At 69.8% G+C, this 16,543-nt stretch carries 18 protein-coding genes; 10 read left to right on the top strand and 8 right to left on the bottom strand.

The genetic code is table 11. The annotated features are described in order from the left end of the window. Positions 1 to 6: 6 nt before the first annotated feature. From IM777_RS11120 to IM777_RS11105, 4 genes are all read left to right on the top strand, one after another. Complete coding sequence (locus tag IM777_RS11120) at positions 7 to 786, top strand: fructosamine kinase family protein (protein ID WP_194383392.1); 780 nt, start codon at positions 7 to 9, stop codon at positions 784 to 786. Between the two features lie 262 nt (positions 787 to 1,048). Beyond that, the gene (locus IM777_RS11115; RefSeq protein WP_071045691.1) at positions 1,049 to 3,325 is read left to right on the top strand and encodes a polyribonucleotide nucleotidyltransferase; all 2,277 of its coding nucleotides are present in this window, start codon (positions 1,049 to 1,051) and stop codon (positions 3,323 to 3,325) included. 245 nt (positions 3,326 to 3,570) lie between these two features. Next, positions 3,571 to 4,569 (top strand): aldo/keto reductase, encoded by a 999-nt coding sequence (locus IM777_RS11110; protein WP_194385524.1) that lies wholly within the window; start codon positions 3,571 to 3,573, stop codon positions 4,567 to 4,569. A gap of 110 nt (positions 4,570 to 4,679) precedes the next feature. Next, entirely contained in the window at positions 4,680 to 5,282 is a 603-nt protein-coding gene (locus IM777_RS11105; RefSeq protein WP_071045692.1) for a histidine phosphatase family protein, read from the top strand. 21 nt (positions 5,283 to 5,303) lie between these two features. On the opposite strand, the gene IM777_RS11100 is transcribed toward IM777_RS11105, so the two are convergent. Further along, a complete protein-coding gene (locus tag IM777_RS11100; protein ID WP_194383391.1) occupies positions 5,304 to 5,771 on the bottom strand; it encodes a GNAT family N-acetyltransferase in 468 nt (155 codons plus the stop codon). 61 nt (positions 5,772 to 5,832) lie between these two features. Here IM777_RS11100 and dapB point away from each other — a divergent pair, with 61 nt between their 5' ends. Continuing rightward, a complete protein-coding gene (dapB, locus tag IM777_RS11095; protein ID WP_071045694.1) occupies positions 5,833 to 6,645 on the top strand; it encodes a 4-hydroxy-tetrahydrodipicolinate reductase in 813 nt (270 codons plus the stop codon). Further along, positions 6,642 to 7,088, top strand: a complete 447-nt coding sequence (locus tag IM777_RS11090) for a hypothetical protein (protein ID WP_194383390.1) — start codon at positions 6,642 to 6,644, stop codon at positions 7,086 to 7,088. The genes dapB and IM777_RS11090 overlap by 4 nt, the downstream gene beginning before the upstream one ends. On the opposite strand, the gene IM777_RS11085 is transcribed toward IM777_RS11090, so the two are convergent. The 4 genes from IM777_RS11085 to IM777_RS11070 all read right to left on the bottom strand — a co-directional run bounded on the left by IM777_RS11085 (position 7,085) and on the right by IM777_RS11070 (position 9,528). After that, positions 7,085 to 7,999, bottom strand: coding sequence for a TIGR01777 family oxidoreductase (locus IM777_RS11085; protein WP_228480768.1), 915 nt, complete (start codon positions 7,997 to 7,999; stop codon positions 7,085 to 7,087). The genes IM777_RS11090 and IM777_RS11085 overlap by 4 nt on opposite strands. Then, the gene (locus IM777_RS11080; protein WP_194383388.1) at positions 7,992 to 8,417 is read right to left on the bottom strand and encodes an OsmC family peroxiredoxin; all 426 of its coding nucleotides are present in this window, start codon (positions 8,415 to 8,417) and stop codon (positions 7,992 to 7,994) included. The genes IM777_RS11085 and IM777_RS11080 overlap by 8 nt, the downstream gene beginning before the upstream one ends. A gap of 114 nt (positions 8,418 to 8,531) precedes the next feature. Then, the gene (locus IM777_RS11075; RefSeq protein ID WP_194383387.1) at positions 8,532 to 9,098 is read right to left on the bottom strand and encodes a DUF4395 domain-containing protein; all 567 of its coding nucleotides are present in this window, start codon (positions 9,096 to 9,098) and stop codon (positions 8,532 to 8,534) included. Next, entirely contained in the window at positions 9,091 to 9,528 is a 438-nt protein-coding gene (locus IM777_RS11070) for a TlpA family protein disulfide reductase (RefSeq protein ID WP_194383386.1), read from the bottom strand. Before IM777_RS11070 ends, IM777_RS11075 begins: the two co-directional genes overlap by 8 nt. A 138-nt stretch (positions 9,529 to 9,666) precedes the next feature. Here IM777_RS11070 and thyX point away from each other — a divergent pair, with 138 nt between their 5' ends. The 4 genes from thyX to IM777_RS11050 are packed head-to-tail and all read left to right on the top strand — an operon-like array spanning position 9,667 to position 13,816. Then, positions 9,667 to 10,365: an FAD-dependent thymidylate synthase gene (thyX, locus tag IM777_RS11065; protein ID WP_071045750.1), complete on the top strand. Its 699-nt coding sequence runs from the start codon at positions 9,667 to 9,669 to the stop codon at positions 10,363 to 10,365. A gap of 2 nt (positions 10,366 to 10,367) precedes the next feature. Continuing rightward, the gene (locus IM777_RS11060; protein WP_194383385.1) at positions 10,368 to 11,129 is read left to right on the top strand and encodes an SDR family NAD(P)-dependent oxidoreductase; all 762 of its coding nucleotides are present in this window, start codon (positions 10,368 to 10,370) and stop codon (positions 11,127 to 11,129) included. A gap of 30 nt (positions 11,130 to 11,159) precedes the next feature. After that, positions 11,160 to 12,137: a 4-hydroxy-tetrahydrodipicolinate synthase gene (gene dapA, locus IM777_RS11055; RefSeq protein ID WP_071045701.1), complete on the top strand. Its 978-nt coding sequence runs from the start codon at positions 11,160 to 11,162 to the stop codon at positions 12,135 to 12,137. Then, entirely contained in the window at positions 12,134 to 13,816 is a 1,683-nt protein-coding gene (locus IM777_RS11050; RefSeq protein WP_071045702.1) for a ribonuclease J, read from the top strand. The genes dapA and IM777_RS11050 overlap by 4 nt, the downstream gene beginning before the upstream one ends. Here the strand turns inward: IM777_RS11050 and IM777_RS11045 are convergent. Genes IM777_RS11045 through IM777_RS11035 form a run of 3 tightly spaced genes read right to left on the bottom strand, consistent with a single transcriptional unit; the run spans position 13,803 to position 16,536 of the window. Then, positions 13,803 to 14,849 (bottom strand): alanine racemase, encoded by a 1,047-nt coding sequence (locus tag IM777_RS11045; RefSeq protein WP_194383384.1) that lies wholly within the window; start codon positions 14,847 to 14,849, stop codon positions 13,803 to 13,805. The genes IM777_RS11050 and IM777_RS11045 overlap by 14 nt on opposite strands. Next, entirely contained in the window at positions 14,849 to 15,517 is a 669-nt protein-coding gene (locus IM777_RS11040; protein ID WP_228480767.1) for an alanine racemase C-terminal domain-containing protein, read from the bottom strand. The genes IM777_RS11045 and IM777_RS11040 overlap by 1 nt, the downstream gene beginning before the upstream one ends. After that, positions 15,514 to 16,536, bottom strand: a complete 1,023-nt coding sequence (locus IM777_RS11035; RefSeq protein ID WP_194383383.1) for a sugar-transfer associated ATP-grasp domain-containing protein — start codon at positions 16,534 to 16,536, stop codon at positions 15,514 to 15,516. Before IM777_RS11035 ends, IM777_RS11040 begins: the two co-directional genes overlap by 4 nt. Positions 16,537 to 16,543 lie beyond the last annotated feature (7 nt).

Below are 16,543 nucleotides of genomic sequence, written 5' to 3'. Positions count from 1 at the left end.
GGTCGGATGCGAGAGGTCGTCAAGGAGAAGGCGGATGCGCCGGCGCGGTTCTTCGAGGCCGAGGCGGCGGGGCTCCGCTGGCTGGGCGAGGCAGAGGAACGTGGCGGAGCACGCGTCGCCAGGGTGATCGAGGTCGCCGCAGGGCGCATCCGTCTCGAGCGCGTCGCCACCGCGCCTGCCGACCGTGATGCGGCCCGGGCCTTCGGCAGAGCTCTCGCCCGCACGCACGACGCCGGAGCTGCCGCCTTCGGCGCGCCGCCGAACGGGTGGGACGGTCCGCTCTACATCGGCCGGCTCGCCCAGCCCGCGTCCGCCGAGCGCAGCTGGGGTGCGTTCTACGCCCGAGACCGCGTCGAGGTGTTCCTCCGCCCCGCCGTCGACGCGGGCAACCTCGCCGCGGACGACGTGCCGCTCGTCGAGCGGGCGTGCGCGGTGATCGCCGACGGTGTGTTCGACGACGACGATCCGCCGTCTCGTCTGCACGGCGACCTCTGGAACGGCAACGTGCTGTTCTCGCCCGACGGGGTCGTGCTCATCGATCCGGCCGCTCACGGGGGCCATCGTGAGACCGATCTGGCGATGCTCGAGCTCTTCGGCTGCTCCCACCTTCAGGAGGTGATCGAGGGCTACCGGCTCACCCACCCGCTCCGGGAGGGATGGGTCCAGCGCATCCCGGTTCACCAGCTTCATCCGCTGGCCGTGCACGCAGTGGGCCACGGGCCGGCGTACGGCGCCGCGCTGGTCGACGCGGCTCGCCGAACGCTGGCGCTGTCCGGGCGCTCCTAGGTCGCACGCCGGCGCGCTGGTAGGCTCGTCGAGGTTGCCCCCGTGGCAGCCGCTCAATTCCATATGAGCTCACGGAGCAGGCCGGCAGGAAGCTGGTCCCCTGTGGTGGGTTCCCGATCAGGCGATCGGTGATCTTCGACTGGTGACCAGTGCTGGCGCGAACGCGGCGTCGCCGCGCGCTGAGATCTGCCTGTTCCTGCTCCTTCGCACGATCTCGCCGGCGAAACGCGCCCGCGAGTCTAAACAAAGAAGGAGAGACCTCTTGGAAGGTCCTGAAATCACCGCCGCCGAAGCCGTTCTCGACAACGGCCGCTTCGGCACCCGCACCGTCCGGTTCGAGACCGGGCGCCTCGCCCAGCAGGCGCAGGGTTCCGTCGCCGCCTACCTGGACGACGAGACCATGCTCCTGTCGGCCACCAGCGCGGGCAAGCACCCGCGCGAAGGCTTCGACTTCTTCCCGCTGACCGTCGACGTCGAAGAGCGCTCCTACGCGGCCGGCAAGATCCCCGGCTCGTTCTTCCGTCGTGAGGGACGCCCCTCGACCGAGGCGATCCTCGTGTGCCGCCTCATCGACCGGCCGCTTCGCCCGTCGTTCGTGTCGGGCCTGCGCAACGAGGTCCAGATCGTGGTGACCGTGCTCTCGATCGCACCGGGGGAGTTCTACGACGCCCTCGCGATCAACGCCGCATCGCTGTCCACTCAGATCTCGGGTCTGCCGTTCTCCGGGCCGATCGCGGGTGTGCGCCTGGCGCTCATCCCGGGCCAGGGCGACAACGCCGACCAGTGGGTCGCCTTCCCGAAGGCAGAGCAGCTCGACGAGGCCGTGTTCGACCTCATCGTCGCCGGCCGGGTGCTGCCCGACGGCGAAGTGGCCATCATGATGGTCGAGGCCGAGGCCACCGAGCACAGCTGGAACCTCATCCGCGGCGGCGCAACCAAGCCGTCGGAGGAGGTCGTCGCAGCCGGGCTCGAGGCGGCGAAGCCGTTCATCACCCAGCTGGTCCAGGCGCAGAGCCAGGTCGCCGCCACCGCGGCCAAGGAGATCCAGGAGTACCCGGTCTTCCCGGCATACGCCCAGGAGACCTACGACTTCGTCGCTGCCCGTGCGTACGACGAGCTCGTCGGGGTCTACCAGATCGCCGACAAGCAGGAGCGCCAGAACGCCGACGACGCCATCAAGGACCGCGTCAAGGCCGAGCTGATCGCCGCGACCGAGTCGGGCGAGCTTCCGGCCACCGCGCCGCAGGAGTTCTCCGCCGCGTACAAGTCGGTCACCAAGCTGATCGTCCGCAGCCGGATCCTGACCGAGGGTGTGCGCATCGACGGTCGCGGACTGGCCGATATCCGCCCGCTCGACGCCGAGGTGCAGGTCATCCCGCGCGTGCACGGTTCGGCGATCTTCCAGCGCGGCGAGACCCAGATCCTGGGCGTCACCACGCTGAACATGCTGAAGATGGAGCAGCAGATCGACTCGCTGTCGCCCACGACCAGCAAGCGCTACATGCACCACTACAACTTCCCGCCGTATTCGACGGGCGAGACCGGCCGTGTCGGCAGCCCGAAGCGTCGCGAGATCGGCCATGGCTTCTTGGCCGAGCGCGCACTCGTGCCCGTGCTGCCCAGCCGGGAGGACTTCCCCTATGCGATCCGTCAGGTGTCCGAGGCGCTCGGCTCGAACGGCTCGACGTCGATGGGTTCGGTCTGCGCCTCGACGCTGTCGCTGCTGAACGCGGGCGTACCGCTGCGCGCGCCCGTCGCCGGCATTGCGATGGGTCTCGTCTCCGACGAGGTCGACGGCCAGACGCGCTACGCCGCGCTGACCGACATCCTCGGTGCCGAAGACGCTCTCGGTGACATGGACTTCAAGGTCGCCGGAACGAGCGAGTTCGTCACGGCCATCCAGCTCGACACGAAGCTCGACGGCATCCCGTCGTCGGTGCTCTCGGCGGCGCTCACCCAGGCGAAGGATGCGCGTCTGACGATCCTGAACGTGCTGAACAGCGCGATCGACGCTCCCGACGAGATGGCGCCGACGGCGCCGCGCGTCATCAGCGTGCAGATCCCGGTCGACAAGATCGGTGAACTGATCGGCCCCAAGGGCAAGACGATCAACTCGATCCAGGACGAGACCGGTGCGCAGATCTCGATCGAGGAGGACGGCACCGTCTACATCGGCGCGACCGACGGTCCTTCGGCCGAAGCCGCGCGTGCACAGGTGAACGCGATCGCCAACCCGACCAACCCCGAGGTGGGCGACCAGTTCCTGGGTACGGTCGTGAAGATCGCGACCTTCGGTGCGTTCATCTCGCTTCTGCCCGGCAAGGACGGCCTGCTGCACGTCAGCGAGGTCCGCAAGCTCGCCGGGGGCAAGCGCGTGGAGAACGTCGAGGATGTCGTGTCGGTGGGGCAGAAGCTCCTCGTGCGCATCACCAAGGTCGACGACCGCGGCAAGCTGTCGCTCGAGCCGGTTCTCGAGGACGCCGACCAGGAAGGCCGCGCTGCGGCAAACCCCGGCCCGGAGGCTCCTGCCGAAGGCTGATCCGCTTCCCGCAGCGAATGCCCGTCCCCGTCCGGGGGGCGGGCATTCGCCATTGACCGTGATGAAAGCGTTATGTATAGTTCACCGCCACGTCGCCTGGGAGCAACGATTCTGCGCGCCGCTGCCGTACCCTCGAATCACGTGCCGGGGGGCGCGAGGGGCGGGTGCCCGCCTCGAGATTCGCGAGGGGGTGTGGGATGTCGGTGATCGGAGCGAACGCGGGTTTCGGGGGAAACGCTGCGGCGATGGCCGCCGGCTCCCACACATCCCGCGGACACCACCCGTCCGCGCCGATCCCGGTGCAGGGACCGGGGGTCGCGACCGGGGTCCGGGAGAGGCTCGGTGAGACCGGTCTCGAGATCTTCCCGCTCATTCTCGGCGGATCCGAGTTCGGGTGGAACGTCGATCTCGAGTCGAGCCACGACATCCTCGATGCGTACGCGGAGCTCGGCGGGAACGCCGTGCACACGGCCGACAGTTTCTCCGGAGGACGCAGCGAGCACATCATCGGCCAGTGGATGCACTCCCGCGGCCTGCGTGACGACATGGTGCTGGCGGTCCGCATCGGCGGCCATCCCGACAACCCCGGGCTCGGGCCGGTCGACCTCGTCCGCGCGGTGGAGTCCTCGCTCGGCCGACTGCGCACCGACCGCATCGATCTGATCTACCTCGACGCGACCGCCGACTCGGCCACCGCGCTCGAAGACACGCTGGCGACCGCCGAGTGGCTCGTCGACACCGGCAAGGCGCGAGCGCTCGGCGCGATCGGCTACACCGCGACGCAGCTCATCGAGGCGCGCATCCTCGCGTCCGCCGGCTTCCCACGGCTGAACGTGCTCGACGTGCCCTTCAACATCCTCCGCCGCCACGAGTTCGACGAGGACCTGCGGCTGATCGCCGGGGCGCAGCAATTGGCGGTCACGCCGTCTCACGCGCTCGAGCACGGATTCCTCGCCGGTCGTCACCGCACCCGGTCCAAGGGGGCGCTCTCGGTGCGCGGTGCGCAGCTGGCGGCGAGTCTGAACCGTCGTGGAACGCGCACGCTCCGCGCGCTCGACGTGGTGGGGGCGGAGCTGGGCGTTCCGGATGCCGCCGTGGCCGTCGCGTGGCTGCTCGCGCAGAAGCTGGTGAGCGCGCCGATCGTCAACGCGTATGCGGCGCAGCACGTCGAGGAGCTCATGCAGGGCGTCGGCGTGCATCTCAGCCGGGCCCAGTTGGCAGAGATCGCCCGCGCCGCCGATTGAGGATCGGCATCGCCGACGCGCCGCCCGGCGGGCGAGGGCGAAGAGGCCGTGACATAGGGTGGAAGGGCGCCCGGAGCGGCGCCCGATGACATCCCGATGGAGCGAGTGACGTGACGCACTACATCTACCTCGTGCGACATGGCGAGCACCAGGATGCCGAGCACGGACTGGTCGACGGACCGCTGTCACCGCGCGGTCGTCGACAGGCAGCGGCCCTCGCGGACCGGCTCTCGGGAGTGCCGTTCGACAGCGTGTGGCATTCGCCCCTCGAGCGTGCGAGTGAGACCGCGCGTGCGTTCGCCGAGCGCATGCCTTCACTGTCGCCTCAGCCCTCGGCCCTGCTGTTCGACTGCGTACCGACGGGCATGACGCCCGACACGCCCGCGGTCTTCGAACCCTTCTTCGGCGGCGTGACCGACGCGGAGATCGACGCCGGGCGAGCCCAGATGGCGGACGCCGTGAGTGAATTCCTTCGCCGTCGAAGCGGCGACGTCCACGAGCTGATCATCACGCACAACACCGTCATCGCGTGGTTCGTGCGCGAGATCCTGCAGGCTCCGGAGTGGAAGTGGATGACCCTCAATCAGGCCCATTGCGGTCTGACGGTGATCGCTCAGAAGCAGGGCCGCCCGTGGATGCTGCTGACCCACAACGACCTCGCCCACCTTCCGGTCGAGCTGCGCACCGGCCTCCCCGAGACCCATCCCGTCTGACCGGCGCGGGGCGGCTCGCCGTCAGGACAACGCCTTGCCGTACCAGCGCGTCGCGTTCGGGTTGTCGTTGTAGGCCGGGATGGCGGAGAACCCGGTGGCGGCGTAGAGCCCGGCGGCGGCATCCAGGGTGTGATGGGTATCGAGGACCAGCTCGTCCGCGCCGAAGGCACGTGCGCGACGCTCGAGATCGTCCATCAGCGCCCGGCCCCACCCTCGGCCCCGGGTCTCGGGACGGAGGTAGAGATGCTTGACCTCGTATCGCATCGCGTCGCCCCGCGCTTCGAGCCGGCGGATGCCGCCGCAGCCGACCGGGTGATCCTCGTCCGCAGCCACGACGAAGACACCCGCCGGCGCCGTGAACGTCGCGGCGTCCGGCGACGAGCGGGTGTAGGTGCGAGACGGGAAGGATGCCGCGCGCGCGTCGAAGTATTCCGAGAGCAGCATGCGCGACACCTCGGAATCGACCGGTTCAGCGGTGATGCGGAGCATCCCTGAAGAGTAGTCGGTGCGCGTGCGCGCCCGGGAGGCGCGGGCGGGCTACGGTGGAGACATGACGACGCGCGTGGCCATCGTGGGCGGGACCGGCAAGCTGGGCGGCATCATCCGCGACATCGTGAACGCCGACGACGCGTACGTCGAGCACGCCGTGCTCACCTCCCGCTCCGAGATCGACGAGATCGACGGCGCCGACCTCGTGGTCGATGCGTCCACCCCGGCGGTGTCGATCGACGTGGTGCGCGGGGCCGTCGAGCGCGGGATCAACGTGCTCGTGGGCACGTCGGGGTGGTCAGCCGAGCGCATCGCCCTCGTGCGGCCCCTGGTGGATGCGGCCGGCACCGGCGCCGTGTTCATTCCCAACTTCTCGCTCGGCTCCGTCATCGGGTCGGCTATCGCCAGCGCCGCGGCACCCTTCTTCCCCTCGATCGAGATCGTCGAGGCGCACCGGGAGTCCAAGGTCGACTCTCCGAGCGGCACCGCCGTGCGCACGGCCGAGCTCGTCGCAGCGGCGCGGAGTGCGGTGGGCCCGGTCGAGTCCCCGCACGTCGATCAGCGCGCTCGCGGGCAGCGGGTGGCGAGCGTCCCGATCCACTCGCTGCGTCGCCCGGGTGTGGTGGCCAAGCAGGACGTCGTGCTCTCGGGCCCGGGGGAGTCGCTGACGATCACCCACGACACGATCGAGCCGGCACGCGCCTACGCCCCCGGCATCCGCCTGGCCCTTCAGAACGCGATCGTGAGCCGGGGCGTCGTGATCGGCCTCGACAGCTTCCTCGACATCGGCATCCGCACCCCGCATTCCGGTGGCAGGCCCCCGGTCGACGAGGGTGGAGTGCCCGGCCAGGTGGCGCGCACAACCGGAGCATGAGCGTCAAGATCGGGGTCGCCGTCATGGCGGTCCTGCTGGCGCTCTACATCGCGCTCGTCGGATGGCGCGCGGTGCTGCTGCTCGGCACCGGCGATCCCGTCGGCATCACGATGGGCGTGGCGCTGATCGTCCTGCCCGTGGTGGCGGTGTGGGCGCTCGGACGCGAACTGTGGTTCGGATGGCGTGCCCAGCAGCTCGGTCTGCGGCTCGAAGCCGAACACGACCTCCCCGAGGATGCGGTGGGGGTGCGACCGAGCGGTCGTGTGCTGCGCGAGGATGCCGATGCCGTCTTCCCGCGATATCGGGACGAGGTGACGGCCAGCCCGGACGATTGGCGCGCGTGGTACCGCCTCGGGCTGGCTTATGACGCGTCGGGGGACCGGCGGCGCGCCCGGGAGGCTGTGCGACGGGCCATCACGCTCGAGGCGGACAGCCGGCGCTAGTCAGCCTCCGCCAGGGCGGCTGCGACAGCGGCTTCGACCGTCGAATGGGTGAAGGAGAAGCCGGATGCCTCCAGAGCGGCCGGAACGACGTTCGCATCGGTTGTGAGCAGCGCCTCCACAGCATCGCGGCCGAATGCGGCGCGCAGCGCCCAGGCGGGTGCCCGGAGCAGATACGGGCGATTCATGCGCACCGCCAGGGCGAAGCCCAGATCGTTCGCGGTCGCTCGGGTCGGCCCCGTGAGGTTGACCGGGCCGAGAATCCCGGTGTCGAGGATGTGGCGGATGGCGCGCACCTCGTCCTGCAGTGATATCCACGGCCACACCTGCGTCCCGCGACCGATCGGACCGGAAAGACCGAGGCGGGTCAGGAGCATGAGCGGCTTCAGGACGCCCTCCGGGTGCACGACCGGCGCCGTGCGCAGCAGCGACACGCGCGCGCGGTCACCGGCCCCGAGTGCGGCGTGCTCCCACTCGCCGCATACATCCGCGAGGAAACCCTCGCCGCGCTGCGTCGTCTCGTCGACGTCGCCCGGCGGAAACGCCCCGTAATACCCCACGGCGGAGGCCGACAGGAACGCGGGGGCGTCGTCGCCGAGCTCTCGCACGGCACGGGCCAGGGCGCGGGTCGGGGTGATCCGCGACCAGAGCAGAGTGCTGCGGTACGACCGCGTCCACGGAAAGCGTCCGATGCTCGCGCCGCCGAGGCCGACCACGGCGCGAGCGCCGGCGAGCACCTCGGGATCGAGCGGGCGCGTGTCCGTGAGCCATTCCACCTCGTCGGGAGCCGTGGCGGTGCGACGCACGAGGCGGACGACTTCATGGCCGTCGGCGCGCAGGTCGTCGACGAGCGCTCGCCCGATCAGTCCGCTCGCGCCCCCGATGACGATGCGACCCGGTGAAGAATCAGGCAAGCGTCGCCTCGAGCGTGATGTCGATCCCGGCGAGGGCCTGTGACACGGGGCATCCGGTCTTCGCCTCCTCGGCGATGCGGGCGAACGCATCCGCATCCAGTCCCGGCACGACCGCGTTGACGTTGAGGTGGCTGCCGGTGATGCCGGTGCCGGGCTGGAACGTGACCGATGCGGTCGTGTCGACCGATTCCGGAGGGGTGCCGTTCCCGGCGAGTGCGTGGGAGAGCGCCATGCTGAAGCACGAAGCGTGCGCGGCCGCGATGAGCTCCTCCGGCGTGGTGGTCGACGTGGATCCCTCGCTGCGCGCCTTCCAGTTCACCGGAAGGGAAGCAGCCCCCGAAGACACCAGCGAGACGGTGCCTTCGCCGTCGGTGAGGGAGCCTTTCCAGGCGGTGGTCGCTTCGCTCGTGACGGTCATGATGCCCCTGTTCCTCGTGGCGGTGACGGATGATCCGCCGGTGGCGGACGCCGTCAGCCTAACGGGGCGCTTAGCCGTCCGCGATGGCTTGACAGCTGACGTGCGGCGGGTCGGTCAGACCGCGGGGCGCTCGCGCCCCACGACGCCCGCCCGCTGGAGCACGAGGTAGAGCTGGCAGCCGAGGCACAGCCCGAAGACGGCGTTGAGGAAAGCGGCCGCGAACGCGAGCGATGCGGCAACGGGCAGTGCCCACGGCACACCGGCGAGGTGCAGCGCGAGACCGATGACCGAGACGAAGAGGCCGACGCCCTGGGCGAAGCGCGGCGGGCGCGGGTCCTCGCGTTCGGTGGGCTTCGACAGGCGCGGCGCGATCACGCGGCGGAACAGCACGCTCCACGGCGCGGTGCGCGGCGCGATCACGCCCCACAGGAAGAGAAGGGCGATCACGATCAGCAGGAGGAACGCCGGGTCCAGAGCGCGCTGCGCGAGGCTCGCCTCCTGAATCGCCCACCCTGCGCCGGGCGTGAAAGCCGCCGCGGCCAGGGGCTGATCGGCGAACCATTCGCCGGCTCGCTGCGTCGCGAGTCCCGTCAACGCGAGGAAGACGTCGATCAGCAGCAGAAGCGAGGTGATGGCGGCGGCGAAACGAGGGCCGCGCGGGTCGATGCCGGTGTCAGACATGGGCGCTGCTCCCCGTCAGGCGCGCCAGCTCCAGCTCGAGCATGTGACGGTTCGGCACGCCGCCCACGCGCGACTGCACGGCGCCGCGGGCGTCCAGGATGAGCGTCGTCGGCGTCTGCAGCACGTGGAAGTGCTTGGCGATGTCCGGACGGTGAGTGAGGTCGATGTCGAGGTGGCGGACGCCGTCGCGTGATTCGGCGATCTGCGAGAGCGTGCGGTGCACGCCGGGGCACTTGGCGCACAGTTCGGTGCTGAACTGCAGCAGCGTCGCGCGCTCGCCGAGGCTGTCGGCCCCCAGGCGCCGCGGCTGGATCACCTCGTGTGCGACGCCGCGACGGAGGCGACCTTGGCGGGCGCGCACGAGCATTCCGATGCCGGCGGTGACGGCGATCAGCACAGCGACGCCGAGGAGGGAGGCCAGGATGTCCACAACCCACAAGGCTAGACGTTCGCGCGCCGCGGGAGGCCGAATCCGGTGCGAACGCGGCCACCGTCGTAACACCGCGACCCGGCGCGGCGCGGGTAGGGTGGCACCGTGACCGACGCCGACATCCAGTTCCGCAGTGACATGACCGTCGATCTCGTCAGATCGAGCGCCTCGGATTCCGACGTTCTGTTCGCGGCACGCGTGTCGACGCAGGGTGAGCAGACGCTCGAGTCCGCGCAGAGCGGCGAGGAGGCCTCGGGTCGTGACCGGGGTCTCGTGAACTTCCTGATGAGGGATCGCCACGGCTCGCCGTTCGAGCACAATTCCATGACCTTCTACGTGCAGGCGCCCATCTTCGTCTTCCGCGAGTTCATGCGGCATCGCATCGCGTCGTACAACGAGGAGTCCGGACGCTACCGCGAGCTTCGGCCGGTGTTCTACGTGCCTGCTCGCGAGCGCAACCTGGTGCAGGTCGGCCGGCCGGGAGCGTATGAGTTCCTTCCCGGCGACGACGAGCAGTTCGCCCTGGTCGACGAGGCCACGCGTGCTGCGAGTGTGCAGGCGTTCGAGGCGTATCAGCGCATGCTGGAGGCCGGGGTCGCCCGCGAGGTGGCGCGCATCGTGCTCCCGCTGAACATCTACTCGTCGATGTACGTGACGATGAACGCCCGTGCGCTGATGAATTTCCTCTCGTTGCGCACCAAGGTCGAGGGCACGCACTTCCCGTCGTTCCCCCAGCGGGAGATCGAGATGTGCGCCGAGCAGATGGAGGCGCAGTGGCGTGAACTCATGCCGCTGACCCACGCGTCGTTCAACGCCAACGGACGCGTGGCGCCGTAACCATGGTCACGGCGCTGATCACCGGAGCAAGCTCGGGACTCGGCGCGGAATACGCGCGCCAGCTCGCGGCGCGCGGCGCCGACCTCGTGCTCGTCGCGCGGGACCTCGAGGCGCTCGACGCGGTCGCCGGAGCCATCCGTGCCTGCCACCGCGTAAAGGTGGAGGTGATCAGCGCCGACCTCGCCGTCTCCGACGAGGTGGATCGCGTCGCCGCGCGGCTCACGGCCGCCGATGCGCCGGTCGAGCTCCTGGTCAACAACGCCGGTTTCGGTCTCCCTCTCGACTTCGCGGCGAACGACGTCGCACGCGAGGTCGATCATCTGCGCGTCCACGTCGAAGCGCCGCTCCGCCTGTCCCACGCCGCTCTTGAGGGCATGCTCGCGCGCGGTCACGGCCGCATCGTCAACGTCGCATCCGTCGCCGCCTATCTGCCGCGGTCGACCTACGGGGCGTGCAAGCGCTGGCTGGTGGACTTCAGTCGCTGGGCGAACGCCGCCTACGCGGCGCGTGGCGTGACGGTGACCGCGGTGTGCCCGGGCTTCACGCACACCGGCTTCCACGAGCGGATGGGGCTGGCTCCCGGGCGCGAGGGCGTGCCCGGGTGGATGTGGCTGGACGCGCGCGAGGTCGTGACCGCGTCACTGCGCGCCGCCGCGAAGGGACGCGGGGTCTTGATCCCGTCGTTCCGCTACCAGGCGCTCGCGCGCGTGGCTGCTCTCCTGCCGGCATCGCTCGGCGCGAGCGTCGGCACGCGCGGTCGCTGAGCGGACGCCGCGAGACGATAGCCTGGAGGCATGACGCTCGACGCCAATCCCTTCGGCCAGGTGCTCGTAGCCCTCATCACCCCGATGACGGCCGACGGAGAGGTCGACTGGCCGGCGACGGAGAAGCACATCGATGACGTCGTGTCCGCCGGTGCGGACGGGGTCGTCGTGACCGGCACCACGGGGGAGACCTCGACCCTCACCGACGCGGAGAAGCTGCGTCTGGTGGAGGTCGGCAAAGACGTCGCGGCCGGTCGAGCCAAGATCATCACCGGCGGAGGCTCCAACGAGACTGCGCACGCGATCGAGCTGTACAAGGCCAGTGAGAAGGCCGGTGCCGACGGCATCATGATCGTCACGCCGTACTACAACAAGCCCACCCAGGCCGGCATCCTGACCCACTTCCGGCTCGTTGCCGACGCCACCGATCTGCCGGTCATCCTCTACGACATCCCGGGCCGCACCGGCGTGCCGATCGCCTACGAGACGCTCCTCCGCGTGGCCAAGCACCCGAACATCCTCGCCGTGAAGGACGCCAAGGGAGACTTCAGCGAGGTCAGTCGAGTGCTCAATCAGACCGACCTGATGTACTTCTCGGGCGACGACGCCAATGTCCTGCCGCACCTGTCGATCGGCGCCAGCGGACTCATCGGGGTCACCGCCAACATCGCTCCGGCGCCCTACCGCGCAATCGTCGATGCCGTCAACGCCGGCGACCTCGCCACCGCGACGGCGCAGCATCAGACCCTCGAGCCTCTCGTGCGAGCGGTGATGACGCATGTTCCCGGGACGGTCGCGGCGAAGTACATCCTGCACGGCCTGGGACGCATCTCCAGCCCTCGCGTGCGCCTGCCGCTGGTCGGTCCGGAGGAATGGGAGGCGGCCATGATCGAAGACGAGCTCGCGCTGGTGAGCGGAGTCGACGGTGCGGAGTTCCGCAACTTCCGCCCCGACCGCAACGCCGCCGCCGGCGGAGCGCTCCCGAAGGTCTCGGGGACCACCCGATGACCCCTCCCACGTCGGTCGCCATGCCGCCCGCACTCGAGAAGGGCACGCTCCGCGTCATCCCGCTCGGGGGTCTCGGGGAGGTCGGTCGCAACATGACCGTCTTCGAGATCGACGGCAAGCTGCTCGTCGTCGACTGCGGTGTGCTGTTCCCCGAGGAGCATCAGCCGGGTGTCGACCTCATCCTGCCCGATTTCGAGCCGATCAAGTCGCGCCTGAACGACATCGTCGGGGTGGTGCTCACCCACGGCCACGAAGACCACATCGGCGCCGTGCCCTACCTCCTGAAGCTCAAGGGAGACATCCCGATCATCGGATCCGGGCTCACCCTCGCGCTGACCGAGGCGAAGCTCAAAGAGCACCGCATCAAGCCCTACACCCTCACGGTAGCCGAGGGTCAGCGCGAGCAGGTGGGTCCGTTCGACCTCGAGTTCATCGCCGTCAACCACTCCATCCCGGATGCGCTCGCCGTGGCCATCCGCACGGTCGCCGGCACCGTTCTGGCCACGGGCGACTTCAAGATGGACCAGCTCCCGCTCGACGGGCGCCTGACCGACCTGCGCTCCTTCGCACGCATCGGCGAGGAGGGGATCGATCTGTTCATGGTCGACTCCACGAATGCCGACGTGCCCGGGTTCACCCCGCTGGAGCGGGAGATCGGGCCGGTCCTCGACCAGGTCATCGGCAAGGCGCCGCGCCGCGTGATCGTGGCGAGCTTCTCCAGCCACGTGCACCGCGTGCAGCAGGTGCTGGATGCCGCCCACGCCCACGGCCGGCGCGTCGCCCTCCTCGGACGCAGCATGGTGCGCAACATGACCATCGCCGAGAAGCTGGGCTATCTCACGGTGCCCTCCGGTGTGCTCATCGACTACAAGAAGGCGCGCGATCTCCCCGACGACCGGATCGTCTACATGTCGACCGGTTCCCAGGGTGAGCCGATGGCCGTGCTCAGCCGCATGGCCAACCTCGATCACGAGATCGAGCCCGGCCCCGGCGACACCGTCATCCTCGCCTCCAGCCTCATCCCGGGCAACGAGAACGCCGTGTACCGCGTGATCGACGGTCTCACCAAGCTCGGCACCAACGTCGTGCACAAGGGCAATGCCAAGGTGCACGTGTCCGGCCACGCAGCGGCAGGCGAGCTGCTCTACTGTTACAACATCCTGCGCCCGCGCAACGTCCTGCCGATCCACGGCGAATACCGCCACCTGATGGCCAACGCCAAACTCGCCCAGGACACGGGCGTTCCCGCCGAGCGCACGCTGCTCGCCGAGAACGGCACGGTCATCGATCTTCGCGACGGCGAGGCGCTCGCGGTGGGTCAGCTCGATCTCGGCTTCGTCTACGTCGACGGCTCGTCGGTCGGCGAGATCACCGACGCCGACCTGAAGGACCGTCGCATCCTGGGCGAGGAGGGCTTCATCTCCGTGATCGTCGTCGTCGATGCCGCGACGGGCAAGATCATCAGCGGTCCGGAGATCCACGCGCGCGGTTTCGCCGAGGACGACAAGGTCTTCGAAGACGTCAAGCCGAAGATCGCCGCCGCGCTGGCCGAAGCGGCGCAGTCGGGAGTGCGAGACCAGCACGCGCTGTCGCAGGTGGTGCGGCGGACGATCGGACGCTGGGTCAATCAGCGTCTGCGGCGTCGTCCGATGATCGTTCCGCTGGTCATCGAGGCGTGATCGCCCCGGTGTAGGACCGCTCCAGCCCCGGGCGCAGGCGCACGAGGAGCTCCTCGCCGACCGTGTCGATCGATTCCGCGACGGTCGTAGCGCTGTGCTCGCCGTGCGCTCCCGGCCCGAAGATGTACACGCGGTCTTCGACGCGCGCGCCCGGATACCCGGCGACGGTCGAGGTCGCGCCGTCGACCGTCAGCAGGCGGCGCGCGCCGGCGTCGGTGCCGACGGTCACGCGGCCGCCGAGGGCCGACGGGACGCCGTCGAGCGATCCGATGTCGATCACCACCCGGTCCCCGGCCACGTCGATCACGTCGGCGACGAGCGTCGCGGCCGGCGAGATGCCCGGCAGATCCGGTCCGCCCGCGGAGCGGATGCCGTATCCGAAGGCGCCGACACGCACCAGATCATCGCGGAACTCCGGACGGGCGAACGCGGCCGCGCTCGCCGCAAGGTGCCGCACGTCCGGGGTGAGGCCGGCCGCGCGAGCGATCGCGACCGCATCGAGGAACAGGGCACGCGAGGCGTCGTCGTCGGCGTCACTGGTCTCGGCGATGTGGGTCCACAGGCCCACGACGCGGATGCGTCCGTCGGCTTCCGCCCGTGCGGCGCGTGCGACGACATCCGACCACTCCTCCGGGCGCACGCCGTTGCGATGCAGGCCGGTGTCGACCTTCAGATGCACACGCAGGTGCCGATCCGCGGCGATGATCCGTTCCAGGTAGGCGGCGTCGCCGACGCCGAGATCCAGGTCGGCGTCGGCGGCACCCTGCAGCGAGTCGGCGTCGAGGATCGTCGTCCACGCGAAGATGCGCGAACCGCCGCCGACCACGCGGCGCACGCGCAGTCCACTGTCGATGTCGAAGGATCCGAACCAGTCGATCCCGGCCGCCGAGGCCGCTTCCGCGACGGGCTCGAGACCGTGCCCGTAGGCATCGTTCTTGACCACGAAGAGCGTCTCGGCGGGGGAGACGGTGCGGCGCACCGTGGCCAGATTCTCGCGGAGGCGGTCGAGATCGACCGCGAGGCGCGCGGGCATCAGGCCACGCTCCGTCGCGGCACGCACGCGCCGATCACCCCGGCCAGCTCCGCCCGCGTCCACCCCGTCGCCTCGGCCCAGCTGTCGAGGCTGCGCCGAGCCGGGCCGTCGCCTCCGAACAGCGAGACGGGCGCTCCGGGGACGACGGACGAGCCGTCGGGCCCGAGGTCGACCACGCATACGTCCATGGCGATGCGACCGACGACCGGGCACATCCGGCCCTCGACGCAGACCGAGATGCGGTTTCCGAGCGCTCGGGCCACGCCCTGCCCGTAGCCGCCGGCGACGAGCCCGATCCAGGTGTCGGCGGCTGCACGGTGGGTGTACCCGTACGAGACGCCTTCGCCCGCCCGGAGCGGTTTCGTCGAGAGGATGCACGATGAAGCGTGCATCGCGGGGTCGGCGCCCGCGGAGAGTCCATAGAAGACCGCGGAATCCCCGTGCGGCGCGACCCCGTGGAGCCCGGCCGCTCGCAGGCGGGGGGCGTCGGGGGGCTCCACACACGCCCGGTCGACTCCCGCGGCCAGCAGGGCCCGCACTCCGGCGTCGATGCCATGGCCCCAGGCGTCGCGACGGAGGTCGACGACGATGCCGGCGGCGGCCGCGGCTCGGGCGCCGGTGACGAGGGCCCCCTCGGAGACCTCGACCGAGAGCCCGGCCGGCGTCAAAAGCCGATCACCTCACGGTAGCGCGGGCGGTGACCGGTGCGGCGGCCGAGGACCGAGGGCTTGATCTCGTAGACACCCGTGCCCCAGTTGCCCTCGATGAGCACGGGACCCTTCTCGGTGATCGCGACATCCCATCCGACGTACTGCACCTGCGGCACGACGCGCGCGGCGCGATCGATGAGGTCGAGCGCCTCCTCGAGCATCGGCAGGCGGAACTCGGCGATCGGGAATCCGGTGTCGGGGTGTCGTTCCCACACGTGGCCGTGCGAGTCGTATCCGTCGCCCATCGCCTTGCCGTGCTCGTCGAGCATCGTGTAGAAGCCGCCGAAGTCCATCTGGTCGGCGGCCTGTCCGCGCCCGAACTTCTGCGCCATGGCGAGGATGTGGGTCTTCTCACCGTCGAAGAAGGCCGCGATGCGCGTCGAGTTGACGGTGCCGGGACAGACGGCGGCCAGGTCGGGGTGCTGCACGATGTTCTCCTCGATGAGCAGCTCACCGCGCTCGAGGAGTCCGCGGTGGAAGGCCGCAGCGTCGTCGACGTCGTCGATCGTGTAGCGGGTGATGGCCGAGCCCGCCTGGCCGGTCTGCCGCTTGGTGATGATCGTGGGGTGCGTCGCCATGAACGCCGCGAGCTCGTCCGCGTTGCCGGCGTCGAGCATCATCCAGTCGCGGCCGAGAAGATCGGAGAACTCGCGCACGAACGCGAACTTGTCGTGGAAGAGGTGCCGGTAGTCCGGGTGGTCGTACTTCTGGGAGATCGCGTTCGAGATCGGATGCGTCATGAACGTCTTGCGCTCGGCGCGGGTGAGCATGGCGAAGTCGTAGTCGACGTAGTCCTGGAAGCCGACCTTGTGGAACGCCGCCTGCCAGTACATGTCCGCGACCACCATCGCGACGGGCTTGCCGAACTGTCGAGAGACCTCGCGCGCACGCTCGACGACGGACCCGGCGTTGAGGTTGCGGACGCGGTAGACGAGGTAGTTCACATGCGACCGGAGGCCGAGACTGCGCGATGCCATTCGTTCT

It is taken from the genome of Microbacterium luteum (assembly GCF_015277875.1).
Lineage (GTDB): Bacteria > Actinomycetota > Actinomycetes > Actinomycetales > Microbacteriaceae > Microbacterium > Microbacterium luteum.
This window is presented reverse-complemented; position numbering and strand designations above follow the sequence as displayed.

Excerpts from the sequence above, each read along its gene's own strand:
- dapA (WP_071045701.1), top strand. The coding sequence starts at position 11,160 with ATGACGCTCGACGCCAATCCCTTCGGCCAGGTGCTCGTAGCCCTCATC.
- IM777_RS11060 (WP_194383385.1), top strand. The coding sequence starts at position 10,368 with ATGGTCACGGCGCTGATCACCGGAGCAAGCTCGGGACTCGGCGCGGAA.
- IM777_RS11045 (WP_194383384.1), bottom strand. The coding sequence starts at position 14,849 with ATGCCCGCGCGCCTCGCGGTCGATCTCGACCGCCTCCGCGAGAATCTG.
- IM777_RS11035 (WP_194383383.1), bottom strand. The coding sequence starts at position 16,536 with ATGGCATCGCGCAGTCTCGGCCTCCGGTCGCATGTGAACTACCTCGTC.
- IM777_RS11075 (WP_194383387.1), bottom strand. The coding sequence starts at position 9,098 with ATGTCTGACACCGGCATCGACCCGCGCGGCCCTCGTTTCGCCGCCGCC.
- IM777_RS11080 (WP_194383388.1), bottom strand. The coding sequence starts at position 8,417 with ATGACCGTCACGAGCGAAGCGACCACCGCCTGGAAAGGCTCCCTCACC.
- IM777_RS11120 (WP_194383392.1), top strand. The coding sequence starts at position 7 with ATGCGAGAGGTCGTCAAGGAGAAGGCGGATGCGCCGGCGCGGTTCTTC.
- IM777_RS11110 (WP_194385524.1), top strand. The coding sequence starts at position 3,571 with ATGGCCGCCGGCTCCCACACATCCCGCGGACACCACCCGTCCGCGCCG.
- IM777_RS11100 (WP_194383391.1), bottom strand. The coding sequence starts at position 5,771 with ATGCTCCGCATCACCGCTGAACCGGTCGATTCCGAGGTGTCGCGCATG.
- IM777_RS11050 (WP_071045702.1), top strand. The coding sequence starts at position 12,134 with ATGACCCCTCCCACGTCGGTCGCCATGCCGCCCGCACTCGAGAAGGGC.
- thyX (WP_071045750.1), top strand. The coding sequence starts at position 9,667 with ATGACCGTCGATCTCGTCAGATCGAGCGCCTCGGATTCCGACGTTCTG.
- dapB (WP_071045694.1), top strand. The coding sequence starts at position 5,833 with ATGACGACGCGCGTGGCCATCGTGGGCGGGACCGGCAAGCTGGGCGGC.
- IM777_RS11090 (WP_194383390.1), top strand. The coding sequence starts at position 6,642 with ATGAGCGTCAAGATCGGGGTCGCCGTCATGGCGGTCCTGCTGGCGCTC.